Origin of the sequence: Verrucomicrobium sp. BvORR106 (assembly GCF_000739655.1) — a bacterium.
Classification (GTDB): Bacteria; Verrucomicrobiota; Verrucomicrobiia; order Verrucomicrobiales; family Verrucomicrobiaceae; genus Verrucomicrobium.
Genome location: NZ_BATR01000128.1, coordinates 1 through 22,537 on the forward strand (window position 1 = coordinate 1; position 22,537 = coordinate 22,537).

General features: G+C 62.4%; 14 protein-coding genes. 5 read left to right on the plus strand and 9 right to left on the minus strand.

The window, feature by feature from the left end:
- Nucleotides 1–253: 253 nt before the first annotated feature.
- The 9 genes from BV106_RS24030 to BV106_RS24070 all read right to left on the minus strand — a co-directional run bounded on the left by BV106_RS24030 (nucleotide 254) and on the right by BV106_RS24070 (nucleotide 13,147).
- A complete protein-coding gene (locus tag BV106_RS24030; RefSeq protein ID WP_265596026.1) occupies nucleotides 254–652 on the minus strand; it encodes a hypothetical protein in 399 nt (132 codons plus the stop codon).
- A gap of 132 nt (nucleotides 653–784) precedes the next feature.
- Nucleotides 785–2,680 (minus strand): AAA family ATPase, encoded by a 1,896-nt coding sequence (locus BV106_RS24035; RefSeq protein WP_038169038.1) that lies wholly within the window; start codon nucleotides 2,678–2,680, stop codon nucleotides 785–787.
- Nucleotides 2,644–3,756: a hypothetical protein gene (locus BV106_RS36160; RefSeq protein WP_051946256.1), complete on the minus strand. Its 1,113-nt coding sequence runs from the start codon at nucleotides 3,754–3,756 to the stop codon at nucleotides 2,644–2,646. The genes BV106_RS24035 and BV106_RS36160 overlap by 37 nt, the downstream gene beginning before the upstream one ends.
- A gap of 124 nt (nucleotides 3,757–3,880) precedes the next feature.
- The gene (locus BV106_RS24045; protein ID WP_038169039.1) at nucleotides 3,881–4,177 is read right to left on the minus strand and encodes a hypothetical protein; all 297 of its coding nucleotides are present in this window, start codon (nucleotides 4,175–4,177) and stop codon (nucleotides 3,881–3,883) included.
- Between the two features lie 1,205 nt (nucleotides 4,178–5,382).
- Nucleotides 5,383–5,688, minus strand: coding sequence for a hypothetical protein (locus BV106_RS24050; RefSeq protein ID WP_265596027.1), 306 nt, complete (start codon nucleotides 5,686–5,688; stop codon nucleotides 5,383–5,385).
- Nucleotides 5,689–6,632: 944 nt separating this feature from the next.
- Nucleotides 6,633–8,039 (minus strand): efflux transporter outer membrane subunit, encoded by a 1,407-nt coding sequence (locus tag BV106_RS24055; protein ID WP_038169041.1) that lies wholly within the window; start codon nucleotides 8,037–8,039, stop codon nucleotides 6,633–6,635.
- Nucleotides 8,040–8,087: 48 nt separating this feature from the next.
- Complete coding sequence (locus BV106_RS24060; protein WP_038169042.1) at nucleotides 8,088–11,225, minus strand: efflux RND transporter permease subunit; 3,138 nt, start codon at nucleotides 11,223–11,225, stop codon at nucleotides 8,088–8,090.
- A 100-nt stretch (nucleotides 11,226–11,325) separates the two neighbouring features.
- A complete protein-coding gene (locus tag BV106_RS24065; protein WP_038169043.1) occupies nucleotides 11,326–12,423 on the minus strand; it encodes an efflux RND transporter periplasmic adaptor subunit in 1,098 nt (365 codons plus the stop codon).
- 82 nt (nucleotides 12,424–12,505) lie between these two features.
- On the minus strand, nucleotides 12,506–13,147 hold the full coding sequence (locus tag BV106_RS24070; RefSeq protein ID WP_038169044.1) for a TetR/AcrR family transcriptional regulator: 642 nt from the start codon (nucleotides 13,145–13,147) through the stop codon (nucleotides 12,506–12,508).
- A gap of 489 nt (nucleotides 13,148–13,636) precedes the next feature.
- Between BV106_RS24070 and BV106_RS24075 the strand changes: the two genes are divergently transcribed.
- The 5 genes from BV106_RS24075 (at nucleotide 13,637) to BV106_RS24095 (ending at nucleotide 22,074) form a co-directional block, all read left to right on the plus strand.
- The gene (locus BV106_RS24075; protein ID WP_051946257.1) at nucleotides 13,637–14,851 is read left to right on the plus strand and encodes an efflux RND transporter periplasmic adaptor subunit; all 1,215 of its coding nucleotides are present in this window, start codon (nucleotides 13,637–13,639) and stop codon (nucleotides 14,849–14,851) included.
- A gap of 154 nt (nucleotides 14,852–15,005) precedes the next feature.
- On the plus strand, nucleotides 15,006–18,236 hold the full coding sequence (locus BV106_RS24080; RefSeq protein WP_038169045.1) for a multidrug efflux RND transporter permease subunit: 3,231 nt from the start codon (nucleotides 15,006–15,008) through the stop codon (nucleotides 18,234–18,236).
- A gap of 24 nt (nucleotides 18,237–18,260) precedes the next feature.
- Nucleotides 18,261–18,614: a hypothetical protein gene (locus BV106_RS24085; protein ID WP_038169046.1), complete on the plus strand. Its 354-nt coding sequence runs from the start codon at nucleotides 18,261–18,263 to the stop codon at nucleotides 18,612–18,614.
- The gene (locus BV106_RS24090) at nucleotides 18,611–20,050 is read left to right on the plus strand and encodes an efflux transporter outer membrane subunit (protein WP_038169047.1); all 1,440 of its coding nucleotides are present in this window, start codon (nucleotides 18,611–18,613) and stop codon (nucleotides 20,048–20,050) included. Before BV106_RS24085 ends, BV106_RS24090 begins: the two co-directional genes overlap by 4 nt.
- Before the next feature lie 590 nt (nucleotides 20,051–20,640).
- Complete coding sequence (locus BV106_RS24095) at nucleotides 20,641–22,074, plus strand: Gfo/Idh/MocA family oxidoreductase (RefSeq protein ID WP_038169049.1); 1,434 nt, start codon at nucleotides 20,641–20,643, stop codon at nucleotides 22,072–22,074.
- The last annotated feature ends 463 nt before the right edge of the window (nucleotides 22,075–22,537 follow it).

A 22,537-nucleotide genomic window follows, 5' to 3' on the forward strand; every position in this document is an offset into this window, starting at 1 on the left:
AGCGGCGATTCTCGCCGCACTCCACAGCGACTTCGTCGCCAGATGCTGCACCCGATTTTTGGCTCCAACGCAAAAGAGCCTCCGATATCGAAAGCTCTCCGAACTCCCCCTCCATCTCCCGCTCCCAACACCTGAGCGCGCAGCGCTTTTGGGACTGCGGTGAGCATCACCGCTTTCGCGTCCCTTGTGATCTCCGCACACCCTTCGCTGTCCAGCAGGGCCCAACGCCCAACGCAACCCCATCCCCTCCCCCTTACCGCGGCAATTCCCGCAACCTCGCATCCTCTGCCCTCGGCTCCAGAGTCTGCGCACAGACATCGTGCCAAGTCGCGGCACCCACGACCAAAAGACACGCGGTCACAGGCAACAGCCAAATCAACCGACGAGCAGAATGCACCTGCTTCTGCAACCGCTCGCTCTTCAACGCGGCCAGCACCACATCAATGTGCCAGAGGAACTTCACGTCTCCCAAATGACGCCACCCGGTCTGGTTCTCTTCGCGACCCGCGAGCATAGACTCCGCCACCTCGGGAAACTCAACCCTCAGCACCCGTGCCGCATTGGCAGCGCGCTTCAAGGCAAGGAACAAATGCAGCATCCAACCAACGAGCATCAGCAAGACGCCTGCTGCGAAGACAAGTTCCTTCACCATCTTCACCCAATCAAACCCGTCCGTCGCCTCGCTGCAACCTTGATCTGCCTGATCCCCAACGCCCAATACTCCAGCACTCCAACACTCCCTCACTCCACCCCATTCCGAACTCCGCATTCCCCCTTCCGCATTTCAACTCGCCTTCTCATACCAACTGCTCCGCGGGAAGAACTTCAGGGGCACCATGCCGAGCCAGCCGTTCTCGCGTTGTTTCTCCACGCGGATCTCAGTATCATGCAGCGACGCGTCCTGCAGCGGGGTGAGCTTGTTGTCGCGGCGCAGGGCGTCTTTCTCGGGGTTCCTGGAGATGGCGACGATGTTGTCCGCGTTGTTCGCGATGAGCGAGCTGCCTTTGATCTCCAGCCGGTCCTGCCGTTGGCCGGAGGCGCTTTTTCTCGGGTGGGCTACGAGGTGGATGTGGGTGCCGGTTTCCTTGGCGAACTCCTGGAGCCGGTTCATGAAGCGGCCCTGTTCGGCGAACTCCTCCTCCAGCCCGTCCACGCGCATGAGGCTGTCCACGATGAAGTGCTGCACGCCGTGGCGCTGGAAGGAGAACATCATCATCTCCAGCAGCAGATCCTGACTGATGTAGCCCACCACGTCGGCGAAGACGAGGCGGGTGCCGAACTTCTCCAGAAACGTCACCGCATGCGGCGGGGTGGCGGGTTCTTGGAAATAGGTGGTCGTGAGACGGCGCAGGGTGGATTCCGCCCGCATTTCCATCGAGGCCATGAAGACGCCGGTGTGGCTGAGCTGACTGAGGAGGTTGAGCGCCACGAAGTTGAGGAAGGTGCTCTTCCCCTGCCCGTAGGCGCCGGTCCAGACGGTGAGTTCGTGCGGGCGGAAGTAGAAGCCCTGGTGGGGCCAGGCCACGCGCAGGAAGTCCAGCGTGAAGGGCTCAGGCTTGGGCTCCAGTTCGCTCATGAGGCGCTGGTGCAGTTCCTGCCCCAGGAGGAGCTTGTGGATCTGCGGCGGCCGGGCCTGGGCGATCCAGTGCTCGGCATCGTCGGCGGTGCAGCCTTGCAGCAGGCACTCGTTGGCGTCCTTGTGCGGGAGCTTCACCAGCAGGCACCGATGCCGCCCCAGACGCTGCATCACGCGGTTCGCGTTCTCCGCGCCCGCGCCGTCCATGTCGAACGAGAGGTAGATGTGGTCGAACAGCTCCAGTTGATCCCACTCGTGGTCAATCCAGGCCGCTCCGGTGCCGTTGGGCACGCTTAGCGCTGGCACGCCCCATTGCGTCCAGGTCATCGCGTCGATCTGGCCCTCGCACAGCAGGACGGTGCGCTTCTCCCAGGCGGACTTCGGCAGCGCCTGCCAGCCGAAGAGGCTCGGGGCGCATCCTGCATCCTGCCAGACGCGTTTCCTCGCACCCAGGCCGCTTTCGTTGGGCCCGGGCGCCGTCCGATAGGAGCGGTTCACCAGCGTGCCATCCGGCGCATGACAGGGAAAGACCAGCGCCCCGGCGGAAGGCAGCCCCTCCACGCCGAAGCGACGTACCACCGCCGGATCCAGTCCGCGCTGGAGCTGCAGGTACCGCATGACCACGCCCTCCTCCGCCACCGGGATCACCCCAGCCTGTTCGCGCACTGGCGGCGCTTGATATTTCCTCGGACTCGCCGTCGCAGGCTCCGGCCCCAGCATCCCCAGGTACTCCTTCGCCTCGCGAAAGGCCTCGGCCAGCGGGATCCCGCGTGCGGCGGCCCAGAGGTCCAGCAAGTCCCCGTGACGCCCTTCCTCCGCCCAGTCCCGCCAGCGGCCTGCGTGTTCGCCACTGAGCTGCACCTTGAGGCTCTGCCCCTGCCCGCCCTGGACGTCTCCGGTCAGCCACTCCGCGCCCTTCCGGGAGCCCCCGGGGAGCAGTCGCAGACAGACCGATTCCACTCTGTCCGCCAGACGGCGGGAAACCTCTTGTGCTGAATGTCGCAAGTTGATCATGTTGACGATGATGATGATGATGCCGATGCGGTTGCGTTGTGACTCTCTCTGCCTCACCAGGGCAAGCCGCCGCGGGTCTGCGACGTCCAATCCGTGGCTACCTCAAGCGCCAGTGCCGGGACTGGAGAAGCCGATGACTGACTCTGCGCCAAAGCCCGCTGGAGGGGCGAGAGACCGTCCGCGTCTTTCACGCCGAAGGGCGAGGACATGGGCAATGGCACGGGCGAGGACGGCAGCAGCGGCGCGGTCTGCTGGACCGGTGCCGCGGCGGAGGTGCCGCCGTCTTCCCAACGTCGGCCGTTGATCCAAGTCGCAGGCAGCGGGATGAAGCGGCCATCCTGCTCACGCCACGCCGGGCAGCTGGATTGCCGTCCCAGAGCCTGCATGAGCTCGACGAGCCGCGGGCGTTCCTTACCCTTCACGTTGCGCCAGGCCTGCTCCGCCTTGCGCCGGGCGTCTTTGCGAGGGTAGTTGGTCCAGAACTCCTCGAACCCTGCAAACCACGCGGCGTCTTTCTCCGCAGGCGGGGAGCTCGGGGCCGGGGTCTGGTTCAGAGTCTGATTCTGAATCTGAGAGAAGTTGGAAACAGACACGCTCAGGGGCGTAGCCCCGGCTGGCTTTGCTGGGATTGGGGGTTGGCCTTGGGCTGGTTGGGGCGTTTGTGTTTCTGTTTTGCTTTCCTTTTCTTTTACTCTTCCTGTTTCTCTTTCTATTCCAATTTCCTTTCTCTTTTGTTCAACGACTTCGCTGCTTCCGTTGAACGGACGTTCAGCAGTTCTTTCCTTATCGCAGGCCGATTCCAGCTCCTTCGCTTTTCTTTCCTCTGCGAGTTTTCTTCTGGCAATGCCGCTGGCCACTCCTGCGGCTGCAGCGATTCTTCTCTTCTCTTGGCAGACTTCCTCCTGGCTGACGGGGTACATCCAGACGCGCAGATCGTCCCCCTCCCACTCGAACAACTCCGTGCAGCGGAGGATCATCTCCCGGGGCACGCCGGTGGTCTGCAACCACTTCGTCTCACTCCATGTCCGGGCACTTTTGATCAGCCCCTGATTCTCCTGGTCCACACAAAAGCTGCTGACCCGGGTCCAGGCTCCCACCTCATCCAGGCCCAGATCCGCCAGCTTCCCCGACCGAATGTTTCTCACTGCCACGTTCCAGTATTCCATCGTTTTGTCTCCTCCTTGAATTGCTCCCTGTTCCGATTCCTCACTTGTCCTGATCCTCTATTTCCTGCAACCTTACCTCAACCACCCACCGCTGCCACGAGCGGCCCTTGGGCGGCGGATATGGCTATTCCGCAAACGCGTTTGCCCTCGGCCCGCTGCCGGAGTCGTCCGCGGAAAGCAGGCCCATATCCTGCAGTTTCAGCGTCGCCAGATGGCGCAGCTGCTGCCCCCGGCTGCGATTCTCCCGCCGTGCGAGGGCTTCGATGACCGACCGTTCTTTGAGGGTCAGCGGCGTGTTGATGTAGCTCGGTGCCCGGCCTGGGGCGGGTTGAGCAGTTGGGTTTGCTCTGGCCGAATCCACTGCATGCGCTGTTACTTCCACGTCTCCCTGCATGAAGACAATGTGCGCTAAGCGGGGCATCCAATCAACGGGGAGTTTTCAGAAGTTGATTAGAATTGGGGGGCGGCGTGTGGAAGGGCGTTGGGGACGAAGGAGCCAGGGAAGCTCGGGGAGCGCACACATCCTGCGTGCTGTTTGCGGCATCTTGCCGCGAACGTCAGTCAGCGCATGACATCAGGTCCAACCGACGTGGAGGTGTCGATGGCGGTGGGGAGGAAGCGGATGCTGTCGGCCTTCCCACCTGATCATCCTTCGCGGAGGTACCCAGGGTCTCCGTCCACTTCGTGGCCTATGCCCCTGGGCTGGGCTCTGTGGGCCTTTCAGGCCCAAATCCTCTGAGGGGACTTACTGGGGGCTGGACCAGAGTCGGTTCCTTGGCGACCACCCCAAAACGCGCGCGGTTGGTCGGTTCTCCTCACGTCGACAGCTACGACCGGAGTTGATTTCCCGTGGCAGAGGGCATCCATATCCACCCACTGGTCTTTGACCTCCAACCACCCAACGCCCCTGTAGTTGTCGACGTGAGGAGGCACTAAATGAAGCGTCTGCGAGGTCTCTCACGTGGAGTGCAGTCGCCTGCCCAAGGGTTGCGGCGAAGGCTGTTGGCAGCTGTTCGTAGTACAAACTTTAGTTTGCCTCAGTCGATCTGGGGTAACGCGTCCTGAGCAAACTAAAGTTTGTACTACGAACAGAGCCTCGCTGAAGTGAGCGGGATCGGATGGGCATGATCGCGATTGCAGGCTGTCGACGTTGGCGTCTGGGGCGTTAGGTTGTTTCCCATAACTCACCACCACTTGCTTCGTTCCCAAGCCGGTTGGCACAACCGGACTACTCCCGTAGCGGCAGCTCTGACGCCAAGGGCGTCATACAAAGTAGCCCAGGGTCAGGCGAGGGACGAGCCGCCACCCTGGGTACACATACGCAGCCACTGGAACTCCGAAGTGAGTTCTACAAACTGCGGCCGCATCCCAGAGATGTTCACCGCATGCAGGACTGTCGTCTCCAGGCAACTTGGACGGTCTGTAGAACTCCGTTGGAGTTCCCGTGCTACCCTCCCATACCCAGGGTGGCGACCGCTTCGCGGTCTGACCCTGGGCTATTTTGTATCACGCCGATGGCGTGGGGCTTCTCCGCCTGACAATCATCCTCGACATACATGTGTCAGCTTCAGCGATTAGAACGCATAGACTTCACCTTCTTTACCATCGAGACCGCCTCAGCAACATCTAGCTTTTTTTCACCAAACTATCACCTTCAAGTTGCCAAAGATCAGTGCCAACATCCCCGCTGTAAAACCACAGTTTCATGGAGCTTTCATCCCAATAGTAGAACCAAGTGGAATAGTTGCTCGCCCGCGGATGGTGCGCGACGATGTCCACCCCGTTATGCCTCACCGTCCCGGCTATAAGATTGTCCGCTTTGTAAACAGTGATAAAAAAGTCACCATTAAACTTATGCTCTCCCTCTTGATCGAAAACATTGGGCACAGCGGGAGCGCGAGGGGCTTGCCTACAAGCGCTGACCATCAGCATGGCGATCAATATTCTTAGTAAAGTCATTGCATGGGTGGATAATCGCCTGACCATTTCCTCACAAATCCTACATCGTCCAACTGCAAATCAAACTCCCGAGGCTCAAAACTTCTGCGCTTAGATAGGGACGGTTTGTAGAACTCCGTTGGAGTTCCGGTGCTACACCCCCATACCCAGGGTGGCGGCCGCTTCGCGGTCTGATCCCGCGACTGCGCATGCGCGTCAGGTTAAGGGGTCAGCGTTGTCACGTGCGAGTGCTCTGACGCCAACGGCGTCATACAAAGTAGCCCAGGGTCAGGCGAGGGACGAGCCGCCACCCTGGGTACACATACGCAGCCACTGGAACTCCGAAGTGAGTTCTACAAACTGCGGCCGCATCCCAGAGATGTTCACCGCATGCAGGACTGTCGTCTCCAGGCATCTTGGACGGTCTGTAGAACTCCGTTGGAGTTCCTACGCTACACCCCCGTACCCAGAGTGGCGACCGCTTCGCGGTCTGACCCTGGGCTAACGTGTATCACGCCGATGGCGTGGGGCTTCCCGCGTGATGAACCAGAAAAAATGAAGCATTGCCACCCGAGACAAGGTTGGAGTCAGCCTTGGGCTCGGAGCGCTTGTGCGATGTTAAGTTACGGGATTGAGGGCAGTAGGCAGCTGTTCGTAGTACAAACTTTAGTTTGCCTCAGTCGACCAGGAGTAGTGCGTCCTGAGCAAACTAAAGTTTGTACTACGAACAGAGCCTCGCTGGCGTGAGCGGGATGGGAGGGGCATGATCGCGATTGCAGGCTGGCGACGTTGGCGTCTGGGGCGTCAGGTTGTTTCCCATAACGCACCGTCAACCACTCCATTTCCAAGCCGGTTGGCACAACCGGACTACACCCGCAGCGGCAGCTGAAAGTAGTGCCGGGCTTTAGCCTGCCGTTGGTAGCGGGCACTTTCCTTCTCTACCAACTCCCCCCCAGCGCCCGGATCAATCCCACGGTCGCGATATGCCCCTGGGCCTTGAGCAGCGCGTACTGCCTCTCCCGCAGCAGACTGGTGCGCTCGGCGTCCAGCAGCTCCAGATAGCTGATGCTGCCGCCTTCATAGAGCTGGCGGGTCAATGACGTCGCCTTGAGTGCGGCATCCAGCGCTTCCTTCTGGGCGACGGTCTGTTCTTTGCGATAGCGGATCTGAATCAAGGATGTCTCCACGTCCTTCACGGCCGCCAGGACGGACTGCCGGAACTTGGCGGTGCTTTCTTCATGCACGGCGCGGGCGCGGGCGACTTTGGCTTTGGTGACAAAGACGCCGGTGATGGGAACACTCACGCTGGGGCCGAAGGACCAGACGCGGCTGTCGGCGTTGAAGAGCGAGGAGGTGTCCTTGCTCAAATAGCCTGCCTGCCCGGTGAGGCTGACTGTTGGGAAATAACCGGCAATCTCCACGCCGATCTCAGCATTGCGCGCGGCGACGAGCCGCTCGGCAGCGGCGACATCGGGACGACGCTCCAGAACCTCGGCGGGGATGCCAGCGGGGATCTTGGGCGGGGTGCCCTGGATCTCGGCCTTGGACACGCTGAACTGGCTGGCGGGCTGGCCGCAGAGCAGCGCGAGCACATTGACGGTCTCCTCACGCTGGCGCTTCACATCGGCCATCTCAGCCCGCACGGTGGCGACCTCGCTCTTGGCGCGGGCGTGATCCGCCTCGGGGATGGTTCCGGCGGCAAAACGCTGATCGATCAGGCCAAAGGTCTTCTCCTGACTGGCGAGCGTGCGCTGGAGCGCGACCATCTGGGAGTCCAGACTGCGGATGAGGAAATACTGGCTGGCGACATCGCCGGTCAGAGAAAGCAGGACGCTGTGGTAGTCGCCCACACTGGCGTCCACCTGGGCGTTGGCGGACTCGATGGAGCGGCGCACGCGGCCCCAGAGATCGATCTCATAGCTGAGCTGCAGGGGCACGTTGAACGTGTTGATGTGCGCGGCGGGGATCGCAATGGGAACCGGTGAGGGCGGATTCCCCGAGGTGCGTTCCCGCTGGGCCCGGGCGTCCACGCTGATGTCTGGGGCATAAGCCGCCACGCTCAGTCCGGCCGCGGCACGCGCCTGGTCGATCCGCGCCATCGCCATGCGGATCTCCTGGTTGTTTCCCAGAGCCATCGCCTCCAGGCGGTTCAGCTCGGCGTCCTTGAAGATGCGCCACCACTCACCGCGGGGCTGGCTGTCCTTCGGACTGGCCTGCTGCCACTTCCACGTGGCGGGCGTGAGGGCGCTCACGTCCGGTTTCTCGTACTTGGGGCCTACGGTGCATCCGGTGAAGGCGAGGATCGGCAGGAGTCCGGCGCAGGTGGCCGTGCGGAGGGATTTCATGTGCAGAGCGAAAACGGAGTCAGTCAGGGAATCAGAATCACAAGACAATCAATGAGCAGGCTGCGGGGCGGGATGGGCAGCAGCCTCACGGGCAGCGCGTTTCGCCTCGCGGCGATCCGAGCGTTTTTTCCTCCAACCAATGACATCGTCAAAGAGGGAGTAGAACACCGGTGTGGCCAGCAGCGTGAGCAGCAGGGACATCATCTGCCCGCCGATGATGACCCCGGCAGTGGCGTTGTTGAAGGCAGCGCCTACGCCCTTGGAGAACATGAGGGGCACCATCCCGGCCACGAAGGCCAGGGTGGTCATGAGGATGGGGCGCAGACGGTCCTTGTTCGCCTGCAGGATGGCCTCCAGCCGGTTCATGCCCTTCTCTCGAAGCTGGTTCGTGTGATCGATCTGCAAGATGCCGTTCTTCTTCACCATGCCGAACAGCACCAGGATCCCCAGCACGGAGAAGATGTTGAGCGACTGGTTGAAGAGCAGCAGCGAGAGGATGGCAAAGGGCAGTGTGAGCGGCAGCGCCAGCAGGATGGTAAAGGGGTGCAGCCAGGACTCGAACTGCGCCGCCAGAATGAGGTACATGAAGATGAACGCCATGCCGAAGGCGGTGACGAACGCGAGGCCCGCCTTCTTCAACTCCTTGGAGCGCCCCGTCGGACCCACTTCGTAGTCAGCCGGCAGGTTCTGTTTCTTCACAATGGTCTCGATGGCATCCGCGATCTGGCTCTCCCCCACCCCGGGCGCGGGGTTGGCCATGATGGTCACTTGGCGACGACGATCCGCGCGGTTGATCTCCGCCGGGCCTTCCCGACGCTCCAGTTTCACTACGTTGGAGAGGGACACGGTGCCGCCTCGGCCAGACGGCACGCTGAGCAGGCTGAGCGCCTCCTGACTGTTGCGATACGGGGCCTCAGAACGCAGGTGAATGTCATACTGCTCCCCGCCTTCGTTGTAGGTGGAGACATCCGCTCCACCCACCAGCAGGCGAAGGGTCGAGGAAAGATCGGCAATGTTCACGCCCATCTGACCCGCCTTGGCGCGGTCCACCGAGGCGACAATCTCCGGCTTGCCGCTCACCAGCGTGGAGTCCACATCGCGAATGCCGGGAATGCTGGGGATCTCCTTGAGCGCCGTCTCCGCCGCTTGGTTGATGCGATCCAGATCCGAACCCGCGATGATGAACTGCACCGTCGCGCTGGATTGCCCGGTGCTGAAGGGCGGCACCTGCAGCACGGTCATGCGCAGGTCCTTGGGATACTTGGGCACGATCTCCTGACGCACGCGGTCCATGATCTGCTCCTGCGAGTCGGGACGCTTCGCGGGATCGATAAGGCGCACATAGATGCCCGCCTTGTTCGGCGTGCGCTGGTCGTTGTCACCGATCGTCAGCAGCGTGTACTCCACACCCGGGAGGGTGCGGATGTCTCGCGCGATGCGCTCTGCCACCAAGTCGGTCGCCTCCAGCGTGGTGCCTTCTGCGGTGCGCAGGTTCACCAGGAACTCCGCCTCTTCCGCCGGGGGCAGCAGGGCTTTTTGCACCTTGCCCATCATCGGGCCAACGGAATACAGCGCGCCGATACAGGCCAGCACGACGATCCAGCGATGCCGCATGGAAATACGCAGCATCCACATATAAAGCCCCTCCAGCGGCGTGTAGAAGATGTTCACCAGGTAGGTCATGCCCCGCTCGATCCAGTTGGGCTTGGTGATCTTCAGCATGCGCGCCGACATGCTGGGTGCGAGGGTAAAACTCACCAGCAGGGACACCGCAATGGCAAACGCCATGGTGAGACCGAAGCTGCTGAGGAACTTGCCCACGATGCCGCTGAGGAAGGCCACGGGAATGAAGACCGCCAGCAGAGACAGCGTGGTCGCCATCACCGCCAGACCGATCTCCTTCGTGCCGTTGATCGCCGCGTCATACGGGTTCTCCTTCTTCTCATGCAGGTGGCGGAAGATATTCTCCACCACGATGATGGCGTCATCGATCACGATGCCCACCGCCAGGGCCAGCGCCACGAGGCTGATGGAGTTCAAGGTCACGTTCCCCACCCACATCACGCCGAAGCTGGCAATGATCGAGGTCGGGATGGCCAGCGCGGAGATGAGTGTAGCGCGGCCGTTGCCCAAGAAAAAAAGCACGATGAGCGCGGCGAAGATGGAGCCCAGCACCAAGTGCTCCTTCACCGCGTGCGTGCTGGTGCGGATGATGAGCGAGTTGTCCCGCACGATCTCGATCTTGTACCCCTCCGGCAGCGTAGGCCGGATCTCTTCCAGACGTTCCTTCACGGCATCCACCACAGAGATGGTGTTCTCCCCCGACTGCTTGCGGATGGAGAGCGTCACGGTGGGCTGGCCATTGCGACGTGCGACCGTCTGCAAATCTTCTGCGCCGTCCTCGACCCGCGCCACATCTGCCAGGCGTACCAGGCCGCCGTCCTTCTCCCGCACGACGATGCGGCCGATGTCATCCACGCTCTGGGCCTTGCCCAGCACGCGCAGACCGGCCTCCACGCCGTTGCCCTTCACGTTGCCACTGGGGATCTGCACGTTCTGCTGGCGCAGGGCGCGCTCCACATCCACCGCGGCGAGGTCAAAGGCCTTGAGCCGCACGGGATCCATCCAGATGTTGATCTGGCGTTTCCTCGCACCCAGCAGGGTCACCTGCCCCACCCCGGCCACGCTCTCCAGTTGTCGGCGCACCACTTTGTCCGCCAACTCGCTGATCTCACGCACGGGCTTCTCCGCCACCAGGGAGATGCTCATGATGGGCTCCGCATCCGGGTCCAGCTTCTCCACGATGGGCGTGTCCACATCCTCCGGCAGGTTGGGCAGGATGCGGTTCACGCGGTCGCGCACCTCCTGCGCGGCCACGTCCACCTTCTTGTCCAGGTTAAAGGCCACCAGCACCTGGCTGATACCCTCGGTCGAGACAGAGCGCAGCTCATCGATGCCGCTCACGGTGTTCACGGCCTCCTCGATCTTGTCCGTGATTTCGGTCTCGATCTCCTTGGGCGTCGCCCCGTCCAGACGGGTCACGACGGACACGGTGGGAAAGTCCACCTTGGGGAAGCGGTCCACGGGCAGGCGGGTGTAGCCCAGGGCTCCCACCACCACGAAGACCAGCACGAGCACGGTCGCGAAGACCGGGCGTTTCACTGAGATGGCGGCAAGCCACTGCATAATAAGAGTAGGTTCAGCGTTGGGGGGTTCGCGGAATCATCACCCGGCGCACCCTCAGGGCCCCGGTGATCGCGATCAGGATTAAGTCAGTCGAATTGAATCAAAGCTGGGCGGTCAGCTTCACCTTCGCGCCATCGGCAGCGCCCGGTCCGGGGGAGACGATCACCATGTCCCCCGCCTCCACACCCTGGCGGATCTCCACGCGATCCCCGCGGCTCTCACCCACCTCCACCAGGCGCTCCACCACATGGCCGTCCTTCACCACATAGACGCGGCGCGTGGGGCCTTCCGTCTTCACCGCCGTGAGCGGCACCGTCAGCACCTTCTCCTCAGGCAGGAGCAGGCGGCCTTCGGCAAACATGCCCGGCTTGAGCTGCTGGTCCTCATTGGCCACCTCGGCCTCGATGATCAAATCCCGCGCCGACTCCCGCACGGAGGCACCCACGTGCTTCACCACGCCGGTGAAGTTCCGGCCTGGTCTCGCAGGCACCACAAACTCCACCTGCTGCCCCTGCTTGATGCCGCCGACCGCAGTTTCAGGAATGTACAACTGCAGCCGCAGCGTCTGGGTGTCCACCAGGTTCACCACCTGCGAGCTGGTGCTGACAAATTCACCCGCCTCTGTGAGACGCTCCGCCACCGTGCCGTCGAAGGGCGCCCGGATCTGCGTGTCATCCAGCGCCTTCTGCGCCTGGTCCCTGCGGGCCACTGCCGCGGCCAGCCCGGCCTCTGCGGCGGCTACATCCACCTTGAAGCGCTGGTAGTCCGCGTCGGAGATCGCCTTGGTCTTGGCCAGCGGCTCATTGCGCGCCAGCTCCCGGTGCTGCCAGTCCGTCTTGAGCTTGGTCTCCGCCAGGGTGGCCTCCGCCTCCTGCAGGGAGAGCTTGGCCCCGCGATCATCCAGCTTGATGAGCACGCTGCCCTTCTTCACCGCCATGCCGCGCTCCACCGGGGCCTCCACCACCTTGCCTGAGGCATCGGCAGCGACGAGGGCTTGATGGGCGCCTTTCAGCTCGCCCGTCACCCGGAGGAAGCGCGGCATCGCCTGCGATTCAGCAGGCTGCACCCTTACCTCCAGCGGCGGCGCTTCTTCCACCGGCTTCGCCGAGGCCGCAGCGGCGGGGGGCTCCGCCGCCTGGTGGGAGCATCCCACGAGCGCGAGCGCGGCCAGGCAGCACAGATAAGGGAGGGGTTTCATATTGGGGGGGTTTTTTTGGTCTGGTCTTGGGGGGGAAGTTGGAATCGAAAGGGAAATGGGAAATAACTGGGAGCACCGTGCCTCAGCCCTGGCTCACGCTCACGCTCACGCCCTGCGGGGTGGCGATCCCGGCGTAGAAGAGGTCCACACACACCGCCACGTAGTCGTCGCCCGTGTAGCCTTCAGAGCAGTTGGCCGTGATCTTGAGCATGCCGCCCAGCAGCATGCTGGTGAAGGCCTCCACCGCGATGTTGAGGTCCACATCCTGCCGCACGCACCCAGCCGCACGGGCGGCCTCCAGGTTCTGCACAAAGCGGCAGCGGATGGGACGGACAGTATCCAGGATGATCGTGCGGGCGTGCTCTGGATGCCGGTGTGCCTCACCCACCATCGTGCGGACGAAGGCCTCATCCTGCACCATCTTGCCATACAGGCCTGTGGCAAAGCGTCGCAGGTTCTCTTTCAGATTGCTCGTCCAGGCCTCCTCCTCCCCTATGTCCTGGTTCCCCATGGACTCGACGAAGTGCCGCATCGCCTCCGAGAGAAGCCCTTCCTTGTTCTGGAAATGCCGGAACAGGGTCACCTCATTCACCCCCGCTTCTTCAGCGATCACGCGGGTGGTCGCGCGGGACAGCCCATCCCGGGCATACACCCTGAGCGCGGCCTCGATCAGGCGCTCGCGGGTGACGGAAGGTTCGTTCTTCTTGGAGGTCGCAGTCTGCATGCAAGTGGTTACTTGCAGCGAGTGTAAGTGGTTGCTTGCATTCTGTAAACTGCAAAAGTTTGTCTTCTTTGCCCGCGCTTGTCCGTCGATTCACGCCGCCTTCGTTCGTCCACAAAGACGTCCACCCAGACGGTTTCCGCTCATCCTATTCCTTGTGCCGATGCTCCCGTTTTCCCGACCGCTTGTCCCATTTATAGAGAGCCGCCCCGGCTTCTCTCTAGGGTGCGCGTCCTCCGCTCCCCCTGCGCCCTCCCGTCTGCCGTCCCTGGAATCCTCGGATCAAAAAAATGCTCCCGGTCGAAAAATTCGCCGCACCCAGTTCAAAATCGCGGGCGTAGTGCCCATTGCGTCAAAATATCGCCAGCCCTCCCAGGCTCTTTCAACCCCCTCCCCTTCAGCGCCGCTTTCCTACCGATCCTTGACACCCGGGAAATCATCAGCATTACTGACGATCATCCAGGCAGACCTTCTGTCACCCCCATCACTCTCATGAAGTTGAGCCCCGCCCCCTTCGCCTTTTGCTCCGTCCTCTCGCTTGGCCTGGTATCGTGCCTGCCAAAGAAAGAGGCTGCCGGTCCCCCGCCGGCCATGCCACCTCCCGTGGTGAGCGTGGAGCACCCTATTAAGAAAGAGATCACCGAGTGGGATGAGTTCACCGGTCGTCTAGATGCCTCCGCGTCCGTGAACCTCTACTCCCAGGTCACCGGCTATCTGAAGAGCGTGCACTTCCAAGACGGCAGTGAGGTGAAGAAGGGCGACCTGCTCTTCACCGTGGACCCCCGCCCCTTCAAGGCCACGCTGGACATGACCGTGGCCCAGCAGGTGCAGGCCCGCGTGAAGCTCGAGCTCAGCCGCAATGAGTTCGACCGCGCCACCAAGCTCCTCGCCGCCAAGGCGATCTCTGCGGAAGACTACGATACCCGCGCCAAGGCCGTGCGTGAGGCCGAAGCCGGTCTCCAGGTGGCGGATGCGACGGTGGAGAAAGCCAAACTTGACGTTGAGTACACAGAGATCAAGGCCCCGGTGGACGGTCGCATTGGCCGCCGCCTCATGGACCCCGGTGGTCTGGTCGTGGGCGGCCCCATGGGCGCATCCCTCCTGGCCTCCATCGTAGGCCTGGACCCCATGTACTGCTACATCGATGCGGATGAACTCACCGTGCTGCGCTACCAGCGGCTGAACCGCACCGGCGGCGGCGCGGCCAAGGAGGAAGACCGCATCCAGTGCGAGATGGCCCTGGCCGATGACGAAGGCTTCCCGCACAAGGGCGTGATCGACTTCATGGACAACCGCCTGGACCCGAACACCGGCACCATCCAGGTCCGTATGTTGATCGCGAATCCCCGCCCAGAGCGTGGCCAGCGCGTGCTCCAGCCTGGCTACTTCGCCCGCGTGCGTGTGCCCGGCCAGGGTGCCCATGAGGCCCTGCTGGTGGATGACAAGGCCATCGGCGCCGACCTCGCCCAGAAGGTCGTCATGGTCGTGGATGACAAGAACATCGTCACTCCCCGCCCGGTGGAGGTTGGCCCCGTCATCGACGGCAAGCGCGTGATCCGCAAGGGTCTCACCGAGAAGGATCGCGTGATTTCCCACGGCTTCGTCGCCAAGATCCGCCCCGGCATGCCGGTGGATCCCAAGACGCCAGAGGAAGCCGCCAAGCTCCAGGCCCAGGCCGCGCCTCCCGCTGCTGCGGCGGGTCACTGAGTTGATCTGATGCCGCCTGCTGTGGTCGTCTTCGTTTCCTCGCACTTCAGTCCGCTTTCCTAAACAAGCCCCTCTCTGGGGGAGGCCCCGCTCCCCCTTCATCAACCTCCTGCAAGCCCGGCGCTTTGTCCGGGTCACTGTCTCGCTCCCAGACATGAACTTTGCCAAATTCTTCATCGACCGGCCCATCTTCGCGGCCGTGCTCTCGATCCTGATCACCCTGGTGGGAGGCATCTCCCTCTTCACGCTCCCCATTGAGCAGTACCCCGAGGTGGCCCCGCCCACCGTGGTGGTGACCGCCACCTACCCCGGCGCCAACCCCCAGGTGGTGTCTGAGACGGTGGCCAACCCCATTGAACAAGAGATCAACGGGGTGGAAAACATGCTCTACATGTCCTCCGCCTGTACGGCAGACGGCGTGTGTACCATCACCGTGACCTTCAAGCTGGGCACAGACCTGGACATGGCCCAGGTGCAGGTGCAGAACCGCGTGTCCATCGCCACCGCGAAGCTGCCTGAGGAAGTGCGCCGTCTCGGCATCACGACCATCAAGCAGTCGCCGAACCTCGCCATGGTGGTGCACCTGCTCTCCCCGGATGACACCTATGACAGCCTGTACGTGGGAAACTACGCCTTCCTGAACGTGAAGGACCACCTGGCCCGTCTCCCCGGTGTGGGCTCCGTGCAGGTCTTTGGCGCCCGCGACTACGCCATGCGCATCTGGCTGGATCCGGACAAGATCTCCTCCCGCAGCATGACCGCCTCTGAGGTGGTCGCCGCCATCCGCGAGCAGAACGTGCAGGTGGCTGCCGGGGTGCTCGGCGCCCAGCCCGCCCCCGCTGGCACGCCGTACCAGCTCACCGTCACCACGCAGGGCCGTCTTACCGAGCCCTCCCAGTTTGAGAACATCATCATCAAGCGCGGTGACAACGGCCAGGTGACCCGCGTGAAGGACGTGGCCCGCGTAGAGCTGGCCGCCCGTGATTACAACCTCGACTCTTACCTCAACGGCAAGCCGGCCGCCGCACTCGTGCTCTTCCAGCTCCCCGGCTCTAATGCTCTGGAGACCCGCCAGGCCGTGGGCAAGAAGATGGATGAGCTCTCCTCCGCCTTCCCGCCCGGCCTGAAGTACGACATCGTGTATGACACCACCATCTTCACGCAGAAGTCCATCGACGCCGTGGTGCACACCTTTATCGAGGCCCTCCTGCTCGTGGTGCTGGTCGTCATCGTCTTCCTGCAGAACTGGCGTGCTTCCTTGATCCCGCTGCTCGCCGTGCCGGTCTCCATTGTGGGCACCTTCCTGGTGATGAAACTGTTCGGCTTCTCGCTGAACAACCTCACGCTCTTCGGTCTCGTGCTCGCCATCGGTATCGTCGTGGATGACGCCATCGTGGTGGTGGAGAACGTGGAACGTAACATGGCCCTCGGCCTCTCCCCGCTCCAGGCTGCCAGACGCGCCATGGAGGAAGTGAGCGGCCCGGTCGTCGCCGTGGCCGTGGTGCTCACCGCGGTGTTCGTTCCCACCGCCTTCATGACCGGTCTGACCGGCCAGTTCTACAAGCAGTTCGCGTTGACGATCGCCGTCTCCACCATCATCTCCGCGTTCAACTCCCTCACGCTTTCCCCGGCCCTCAGCGCCATCCTGCTGAAGCCGCACCACGCGAAGCCGGACTTCTTCCAGCGCCTGCTGAACTTCTTCTTTGGCTGGTTCTTCAAGCTCTTCAACTGGACCTTCGACAAGCTCACCGCCGCCTACTCCGGCGTGGTGAAGGGCACCTTGAGACTCGCCCTCGTCGCTCTGCTCCTCTACGGTGGCCTCCTCTACCTCACGGTGGATCTCTTCAACAAGGTGCCCACCGGCTTCGTGCCGCCTGCGGACAAGGGCTTCATCATCGCCTTCGCCCAGCTGCCGGACGGTGCCTCCCTGGAGCGTACCCGCGAGGTCACGCTGCGCATGGGCAGGATCGCCCGCAGCATCCCCGGCGTGGTGAACAGCGTGGAGTTCCCCGGCTTCAACCCGCTCGTGGGTGGTAACATGCCCAACTCCGGCGTGGCCTTCATCGGTCTGGAAGACTTCGAGAAACGCAAGGGCGATCCGTCCAAGAGCCTCGAGTCCATCCTGGGCCAGATGATGGGCCAGTTCGCCGGGATCGAGGAAGCACTCGCCCTGTGCTTCCCCTCCCCCTCCGTGGACGGCATCGGCATGGTCGGCGGCTTCAAGCTCCAGATCAAAGACAACCTCGCCCAGGGCAAGGACGCCCTCGCCGGGGCCGCCTTCAACATGATGTTCAAGGCCGCTGAGGTCCCCGGTCTGGCCGGGGTCTTCACCACCATCCGCCCGAACGTGCCCCAGGTGCACGTGGAGGTGGACCGCGTGAAGGCAAAGAGCATGGGCGTGCAGTTGAACGACGTGTTCGACACCCTGCAGATCTGCCTCGGCTCGCTGTACGTGAATGACTTCAACCGCTTCGGTCGCGTGTATCAGGTCACCGCGCAGGCGGATGCCAAGTTCCGCCTCGTGCCGTCAGACATCACCCGTCTGAAGGTGCGCAATGACAAGGGCGGCATGGTCCCGCTCGGCACCCTGGTCAAGGTCACGGAAGTCACCGGTCTGGACGTCGCCTCGCGGTTCAATACCGCCGCCAGTGCCGACCTCACCGGGAACGTCCTCCCTGGGACTTCCTCCGGGCAGGCCATTGCCGCGATTGAAAAGCTCGCCAAAGAGCAGCTCCCGCCCGGCTTCTCCATCGACTGGACGGAACTCACGCTTCAGGAAATTCTGGCTGGCAACGCTGCCGTGTACATCTTCCCGCTGTGCGTGATCTTCGTCTTCCTGGCGCTGGCCGCCCAGTATGAGAGTTGGTCCCTGCCGCTGGCCATCATCCTCATCGTGCCCATGTGCATCCTCTCCGCGCTGCTGGGGATCACGTATCTGCCGGCCATCTTCGACTACCTGGGGCTGCCGCATCAGATGCTGGACAACAACATCTTCACCCAGATCGGGCTGGTGGTGCTGGTGGGCCTGGCGTCGAAAAACGCCATCCTCATCGTCGAGTTCGCCAAGCAGCTCGAGGATCAGGGCAAGCCTCTCTTTGAGGCCACGGTGGAGGCCGCCCGCCTCCGTCTGCGCCCCATCTTGATGACCAGCTTCGCCTTCATCCTGGGCGTGCTTCCGCTCGTGCTCTCACAGGGGGCCGGTGCAGAGATGCGCCGCACGCTCGGTACGGCCGTGTTTGCCGGCATGATCGGGGTCACGTTCTTCGGCCTCATCCTCACCCCCGTCTTCTACCTCGTGATCCGGAAACTCACCGGCAGCAAGAAGAAGAAGGTGGTGGAGGCAGAACCTGCCCATCCGGTCAAGGAAGTTGTCGCCAGCCACTGACGAATCTGCTTATGGTGTGCGTGCATGCAATCGCTTTCAAAAGTCCAATGGTACGGACTGAGCTTTCTGGTGCTGCACACCGTCATCATCGTCATGGTCTATGCCAGCGCCCGCAGTCACGGACCGTGGGAACTGGAACTCATCCAACAGTTTTTTGACTACCCAGTAGAGTTTGCCATTGATCGCCTCGATGACCTCGCTTCTGACCACATCCCCTATTTTTGGGACCGCCGTGATGAAATTCACTATGCCGGCGCAGCGATTGTCGGCGGACTTGCGTATTACACGCTCGGCATCGCAATTGGATTCGTAATGACACTCGTTGCCCCCAAGACCCAAGAAGACCTCGATATCGACTCCCAAGACACTCTCTCATGAACCTACGCCTCCATCCTGCCTGGCACCTGTTGTCCTTGTGCGTGCTTTCAGCCTGCGCCGTCGGGCCTAACCCCAAGACTCCGGAAACTCAAGTCGGTGCCAATTTCGACAACAAGAACGAGGGTGGCTACTCCGCTGCCCCCACCGTGGCCCAGTGGTGGCGCCGCTACAACGATCCCAAGCTCAACAGCCTCGTGGATCGTGCCATCGCCAGCAACCTGGACCTGAAGATCGCCGCCGCCCGTGTGGAGGAAGCCCGCGCCCTGCGTGCCGCCGTCCGCTACGACTACTTCCCGACGGTCACCTCCGCCGCCAGCTACACGAACCAGCGCAACAGCAAGGCCACCAGCGGTCCCGGTGTGGATCGCAACTCCGAGCTGTATGATGCCGGTCTCGACGCCACTTGGGAGCTCGACTTCTGGGGCCGCGTGCGCCGCAGCAACTGGGCCGCCAAGGCGGACGTGCGCGCTGCTGAAGCCGCTGTGGAAGACGGTCTGGTGCTCGTCACCGCCGAGGTCGCCAGCACCTACCTGGAGCTCCGCGGTCTGCAGAACCAGCTTGCCGTGCGCCGCCGCAACGCGGACAACCAGCAGCAAACGCTCAAGCTCACCGAGAGCCTCCTCCAGGGTGGCCGCGGTACTGAGCTGGACACCTCCCGTGCCCGCGCCCAGCTGAACTCAACCCTCGCGGCGATCCCCCTCATCGAGGGCCTCATCGCGCAGGACATCCACCGTCTGAGCGTGCTCATCGGCACCACGCCGTCCACGCTCAAGCCGGAGCTCATCAAGCCCAAGCCAATCCCCACGCTGCCCAGCATCGTTCGCATTGGCAACCCTGCTGACCTCCTGCGCCGCCGTCCGGACATCCGTGCGGTTGAGTCCGATCTGGAAGCCGCCACGCACCGTGTGGGTGTGGTCACCGCCGACCTCTTCCCCCGTGTGACCTTCAACGGCACGGCATCTATCCAGGCAGACACCTTCAGCGGTCCCTGGACCGGTGCCCACTCCTTCGGTCCCCGTATCTCCTGGGCCGCGTTTGACCTCGGTCGTGTGAAAGCGCAGATCGGTGCTGCCAACGCCCGTGTGGACGCCCAGGTGTCCACCTACTACAAGACGGTGCTCGGTGCGCTTGAGGAAACGGAAAACTCCCTGGTCACCTTTGGTCGCCAGCGCGCCCGCCGCAACTACCTCAGCGAAGCCGCCACCGCCTCAGAGCAGGCCGCCAACCTGGCCCGCGAGCGCTACCAGAACGGTGTGGCTGACTTCCTGACTGTGCTCGACGCCGAGCGCGTGCTCTTGGAAGCCCAGAGCCTCCTGGCCGAAAGCCAGACGGCCACCGCCACCTCCCAGGTCGCCATCTACAAGGCCCTCGGCGGCGGTTGGGAAGGCATCGGCGCCTCCGGCAGAAACTCCGGCACCGGCGCTGCACCTAAGTGATGCGGTGAGTTAGAGCTCATTCGATCACACCTTACCTTCAGCAACCCCCGACGACCGCAAGGCGTCGGGGGTTGTTGTTTTAGGCTCACACGAAGGCACAAAGGCAAGAAGGGTTTTGGAATCAAAGCCTCGGCAGCGCGAGCAAGCCCGCATCCACCCACCAGCCTCCGCGCCGACGTTGGAGTTCCGCCTTTCTGGGGGAAACTGGGTAGAGCGATCATCTCCGTTGCATGATGAAACTGAGGACCAACGGTCCGGCGTCATACCAGCCTGGGGCAACGCCCCAGGTTATGGGGTAGAAGAGAATCAGAGGGCTGAAGGCCCGACGTCATTCAGGGATGCTCGTCATGGGCAGGCTTGATGAGGCCGGGCCTTCAGCCCTCAAGAAATGCGGGGTTCGTCGATTCCTCGGGCGTTGCCCGAGGCTGGTATGACACCGGACCTTCGGCCCTTTTGAAGTGGCATTCCTGCCACCGGTATGGCGAATGCCCCCATGCAGACATCTCCACGCGCAGCTCATCACTCAGCCCCCGCAACCATTCACAAACTCGCATGCATGAGATGCGCCCAACGTGCGTTCCTGTTTACTCATGAAATCACCTGACACCGTTGTCACTCCCTCCCGTCGCCGATTCGTCAAACAATCGCTGTCTGCCGGATTCGGTTTTACGTTTATCCCTGCGTACCTCACCAGCGCCCGCGCGGCTGACAATCCAAAACTCCCACCGAGCCGTCGCCTCAACCTGGGTTGCGTTGGCGTCGGCGGTCGTGCCGGAAGCGTCATACCCGGACTGACCGCCGCAGGCACTGCCACCCCGGTGGCCTTTGTGGATGTGGATTTCGTGACCGCAAAAGGCGTCGAGAAAAACCTGGCGGCGTTCCCGGATGTGAAGCGCTACAACGACTTCCGCGTGATGCTCGACGAGATGGGCAAGGACATCGATGCCGTCAGCGTCGTCACGCCTGACCACACCCACTTCACCGCCGCCATTCATGCGATGGCGCTCGGCAAGCACGTGTACGTGGAGAAGCCGCTGACCCACACCTTTGAAGAGGCGGAGATCCTCATGCGTGCGGAGAAGAAGTTCAAGGTGGTCACCCAGATGGGCAACCAGGGCCACACCTCCGCCGGGGCAGATCAGTTCAAGCAGATGCTGGCAGCAGGCATCGTGGATGACATCGTGAAGATCGAAGCGTGGAAGTCCCCCTCGCTCTGGTTCATGAACGCGGCCGAGCGCATCCCCGGCTACCCTGCGGAAGAGCCCATGCCTGAGTCCCTGAAGAGCTGGGACCTCTGGTGTGGCCCCCGCGAGAAGAAGGCCTACAGCAAGATGTACCACCCCTTTAACTGGCGCGGCTTCCACGTCTATGGCGGCGGCATGTTCGGTGACTGGGGCGCACACATCATCGACTTTGCCCATCATCATCTGAAGCTCGGCCTGCCCACGAAGATCACGCCGCTGGAACTGGCGGACTACAACCAGGTGAGCTTCCCGCTGACCTCGGACATTCGCTTTGAGTTCGCCGCCCGTGGTGAGAAGCTGCCAGCGGTGGAGCTGCATTGGCGCGCGGGCGAGGTGAAGGTGCAGATCGAGGAAAAATACGGCGATCCCGACAAGGACGGCAAGCTGGTGGCACCGAAGCCGGGCAAGGCAGGCACGCTGCTGCATCGCAAGCAGGGCGACTACCTCGTGCAGCGTGGCTCGCATGACAGCCACTCTCTGGTGTACCCGCGCAAGCAGATGCTGGAGTTCCGGGATGCCCTGGCCCTTCATCCGCCGAAGCTCAACCACTTCGAGAGTTTCGTGCAGGCCAGCATGGGCAACGGCACCACCGAATCTCCTTTCAGCATCTCCGGCGAACTGACCCAAGTGCTGAACCTGGGCATGATCTCGGAGTACCTGAACGTCGAATTGACCTTCGATCCGAAGACCAAGCGTTTTGTCGGCAACGACGCCGCCAACGCCTTGCTCGCAGGCGCCCCTCCACGCGCCGAATGGGCTCCCGCCTATAAACTGGCGTAGTCCGCTGGATCCGCATTCTCTCTCCCTCCCTTCAACCCCCGACGACCGCAAGGCGTCGGGGGTTGTTGTTGTGAGCTTCATTAGCCTCACACGAAGGCACAAAGGCACGAAGGTTTTGAGGTGGGTGACTTTGCGATCAATCCCAGCAAGCGGGGTCGTATTGCCCATATCTCCCGCACTTCTCGCTCACATAACAATACAAAGCTCCAATACCCCGCCTAAAGGCCAATGCCATTAGGGAAAGGGCGGCGAGGCTGATGATCTCCCTTTGGCGAACGAATTGAGGGCTGAAAGCCCGGAGTGATACCAGCCTTGGGCAACGCCCAAGGTTGGCGTTAGTTTTAGATGTTGAGGGCTGAAGGCCCGACGTCATTCAGGGATGATCGTCGTGGGCAGGATTGCTGAGACCGGGCCTTCAGCCCTCAAGGGTTGTTTGGTCATCTATTCCTTGGGCGGTGCCCAA

Excerpts from the sequence above, each read along its gene's own strand:
- BV106_RS24045 (WP_038169039.1), bottom strand. The coding sequence starts at position 4,177 with ATGCCCCGCTTAGCGCACATTGTCTTCATGCAGGGAGACGTGGAAGTA.
- BV106_RS24095 (WP_038169049.1), top strand. The coding sequence starts at position 20,641 with ATGAAATCACCTGACACCGTTGTCACTCCCTCCCGTCGCCGATTCGTC.
- BV106_RS24050 (WP_265596027.1), bottom strand. The coding sequence starts at position 5,688 with ATGCTGATGGTCAGCGCTTGTAGGCAAGCCCCTCGCGCTCCCGCTGTG.
- BV106_RS24070 (WP_038169044.1), bottom strand. The coding sequence starts at position 13,147 with ATGCAGACTGCGACCTCCAAGAAGAACGAACCTTCCGTCACCCGCGAG.
- BV106_RS24090 (WP_038169047.1), top strand. The coding sequence starts at position 18,611 with ATGAACCTACGCCTCCATCCTGCCTGGCACCTGTTGTCCTTGTGCGTG.
- BV106_RS24075 (WP_051946257.1), top strand. The coding sequence starts at position 13,637 with ATGAAGTTGAGCCCCGCCCCCTTCGCCTTTTGCTCCGTCCTCTCGCTT.
- BV106_RS24085 (WP_038169046.1), top strand. The coding sequence starts at position 18,261 with ATGCAATCGCTTTCAAAAGTCCAATGGTACGGACTGAGCTTTCTGGTG.
- BV106_RS24030 (WP_265596026.1), bottom strand. The coding sequence starts at position 652 with ATGGTGAAGGAACTTGTCTTCGCAGCAGGCGTCTTGCTGATGCTCGTT.
- BV106_RS24080 (WP_038169045.1), top strand. The coding sequence starts at position 15,006 with ATGAACTTTGCCAAATTCTTCATCGACCGGCCCATCTTCGCGGCCGTG.
- BV106_RS24055 (WP_038169041.1), bottom strand. The coding sequence starts at position 8,039 with ATGAAATCCCTCCGCACGGCCACCTGCGCCGGACTCCTGCCGATCCTC.
- BV106_RS24065 (WP_038169043.1), bottom strand. The coding sequence starts at position 12,423 with ATGAAACCCCTCCCTTATCTGTGCTGCCTGGCCGCGCTCGCGCTCGTG.
- BV106_RS24060 (WP_038169042.1), bottom strand. The coding sequence starts at position 11,225 with ATGCAGTGGCTTGCCGCCATCTCAGTGAAACGCCCGGTCTTCGCGACC.
- BV106_RS36160 (WP_051946256.1), bottom strand. The coding sequence starts at position 3,756 with ATGGAATACTGGAACGTGGCAGTGAGAAACATTCGGTCGGGGAAGCTG.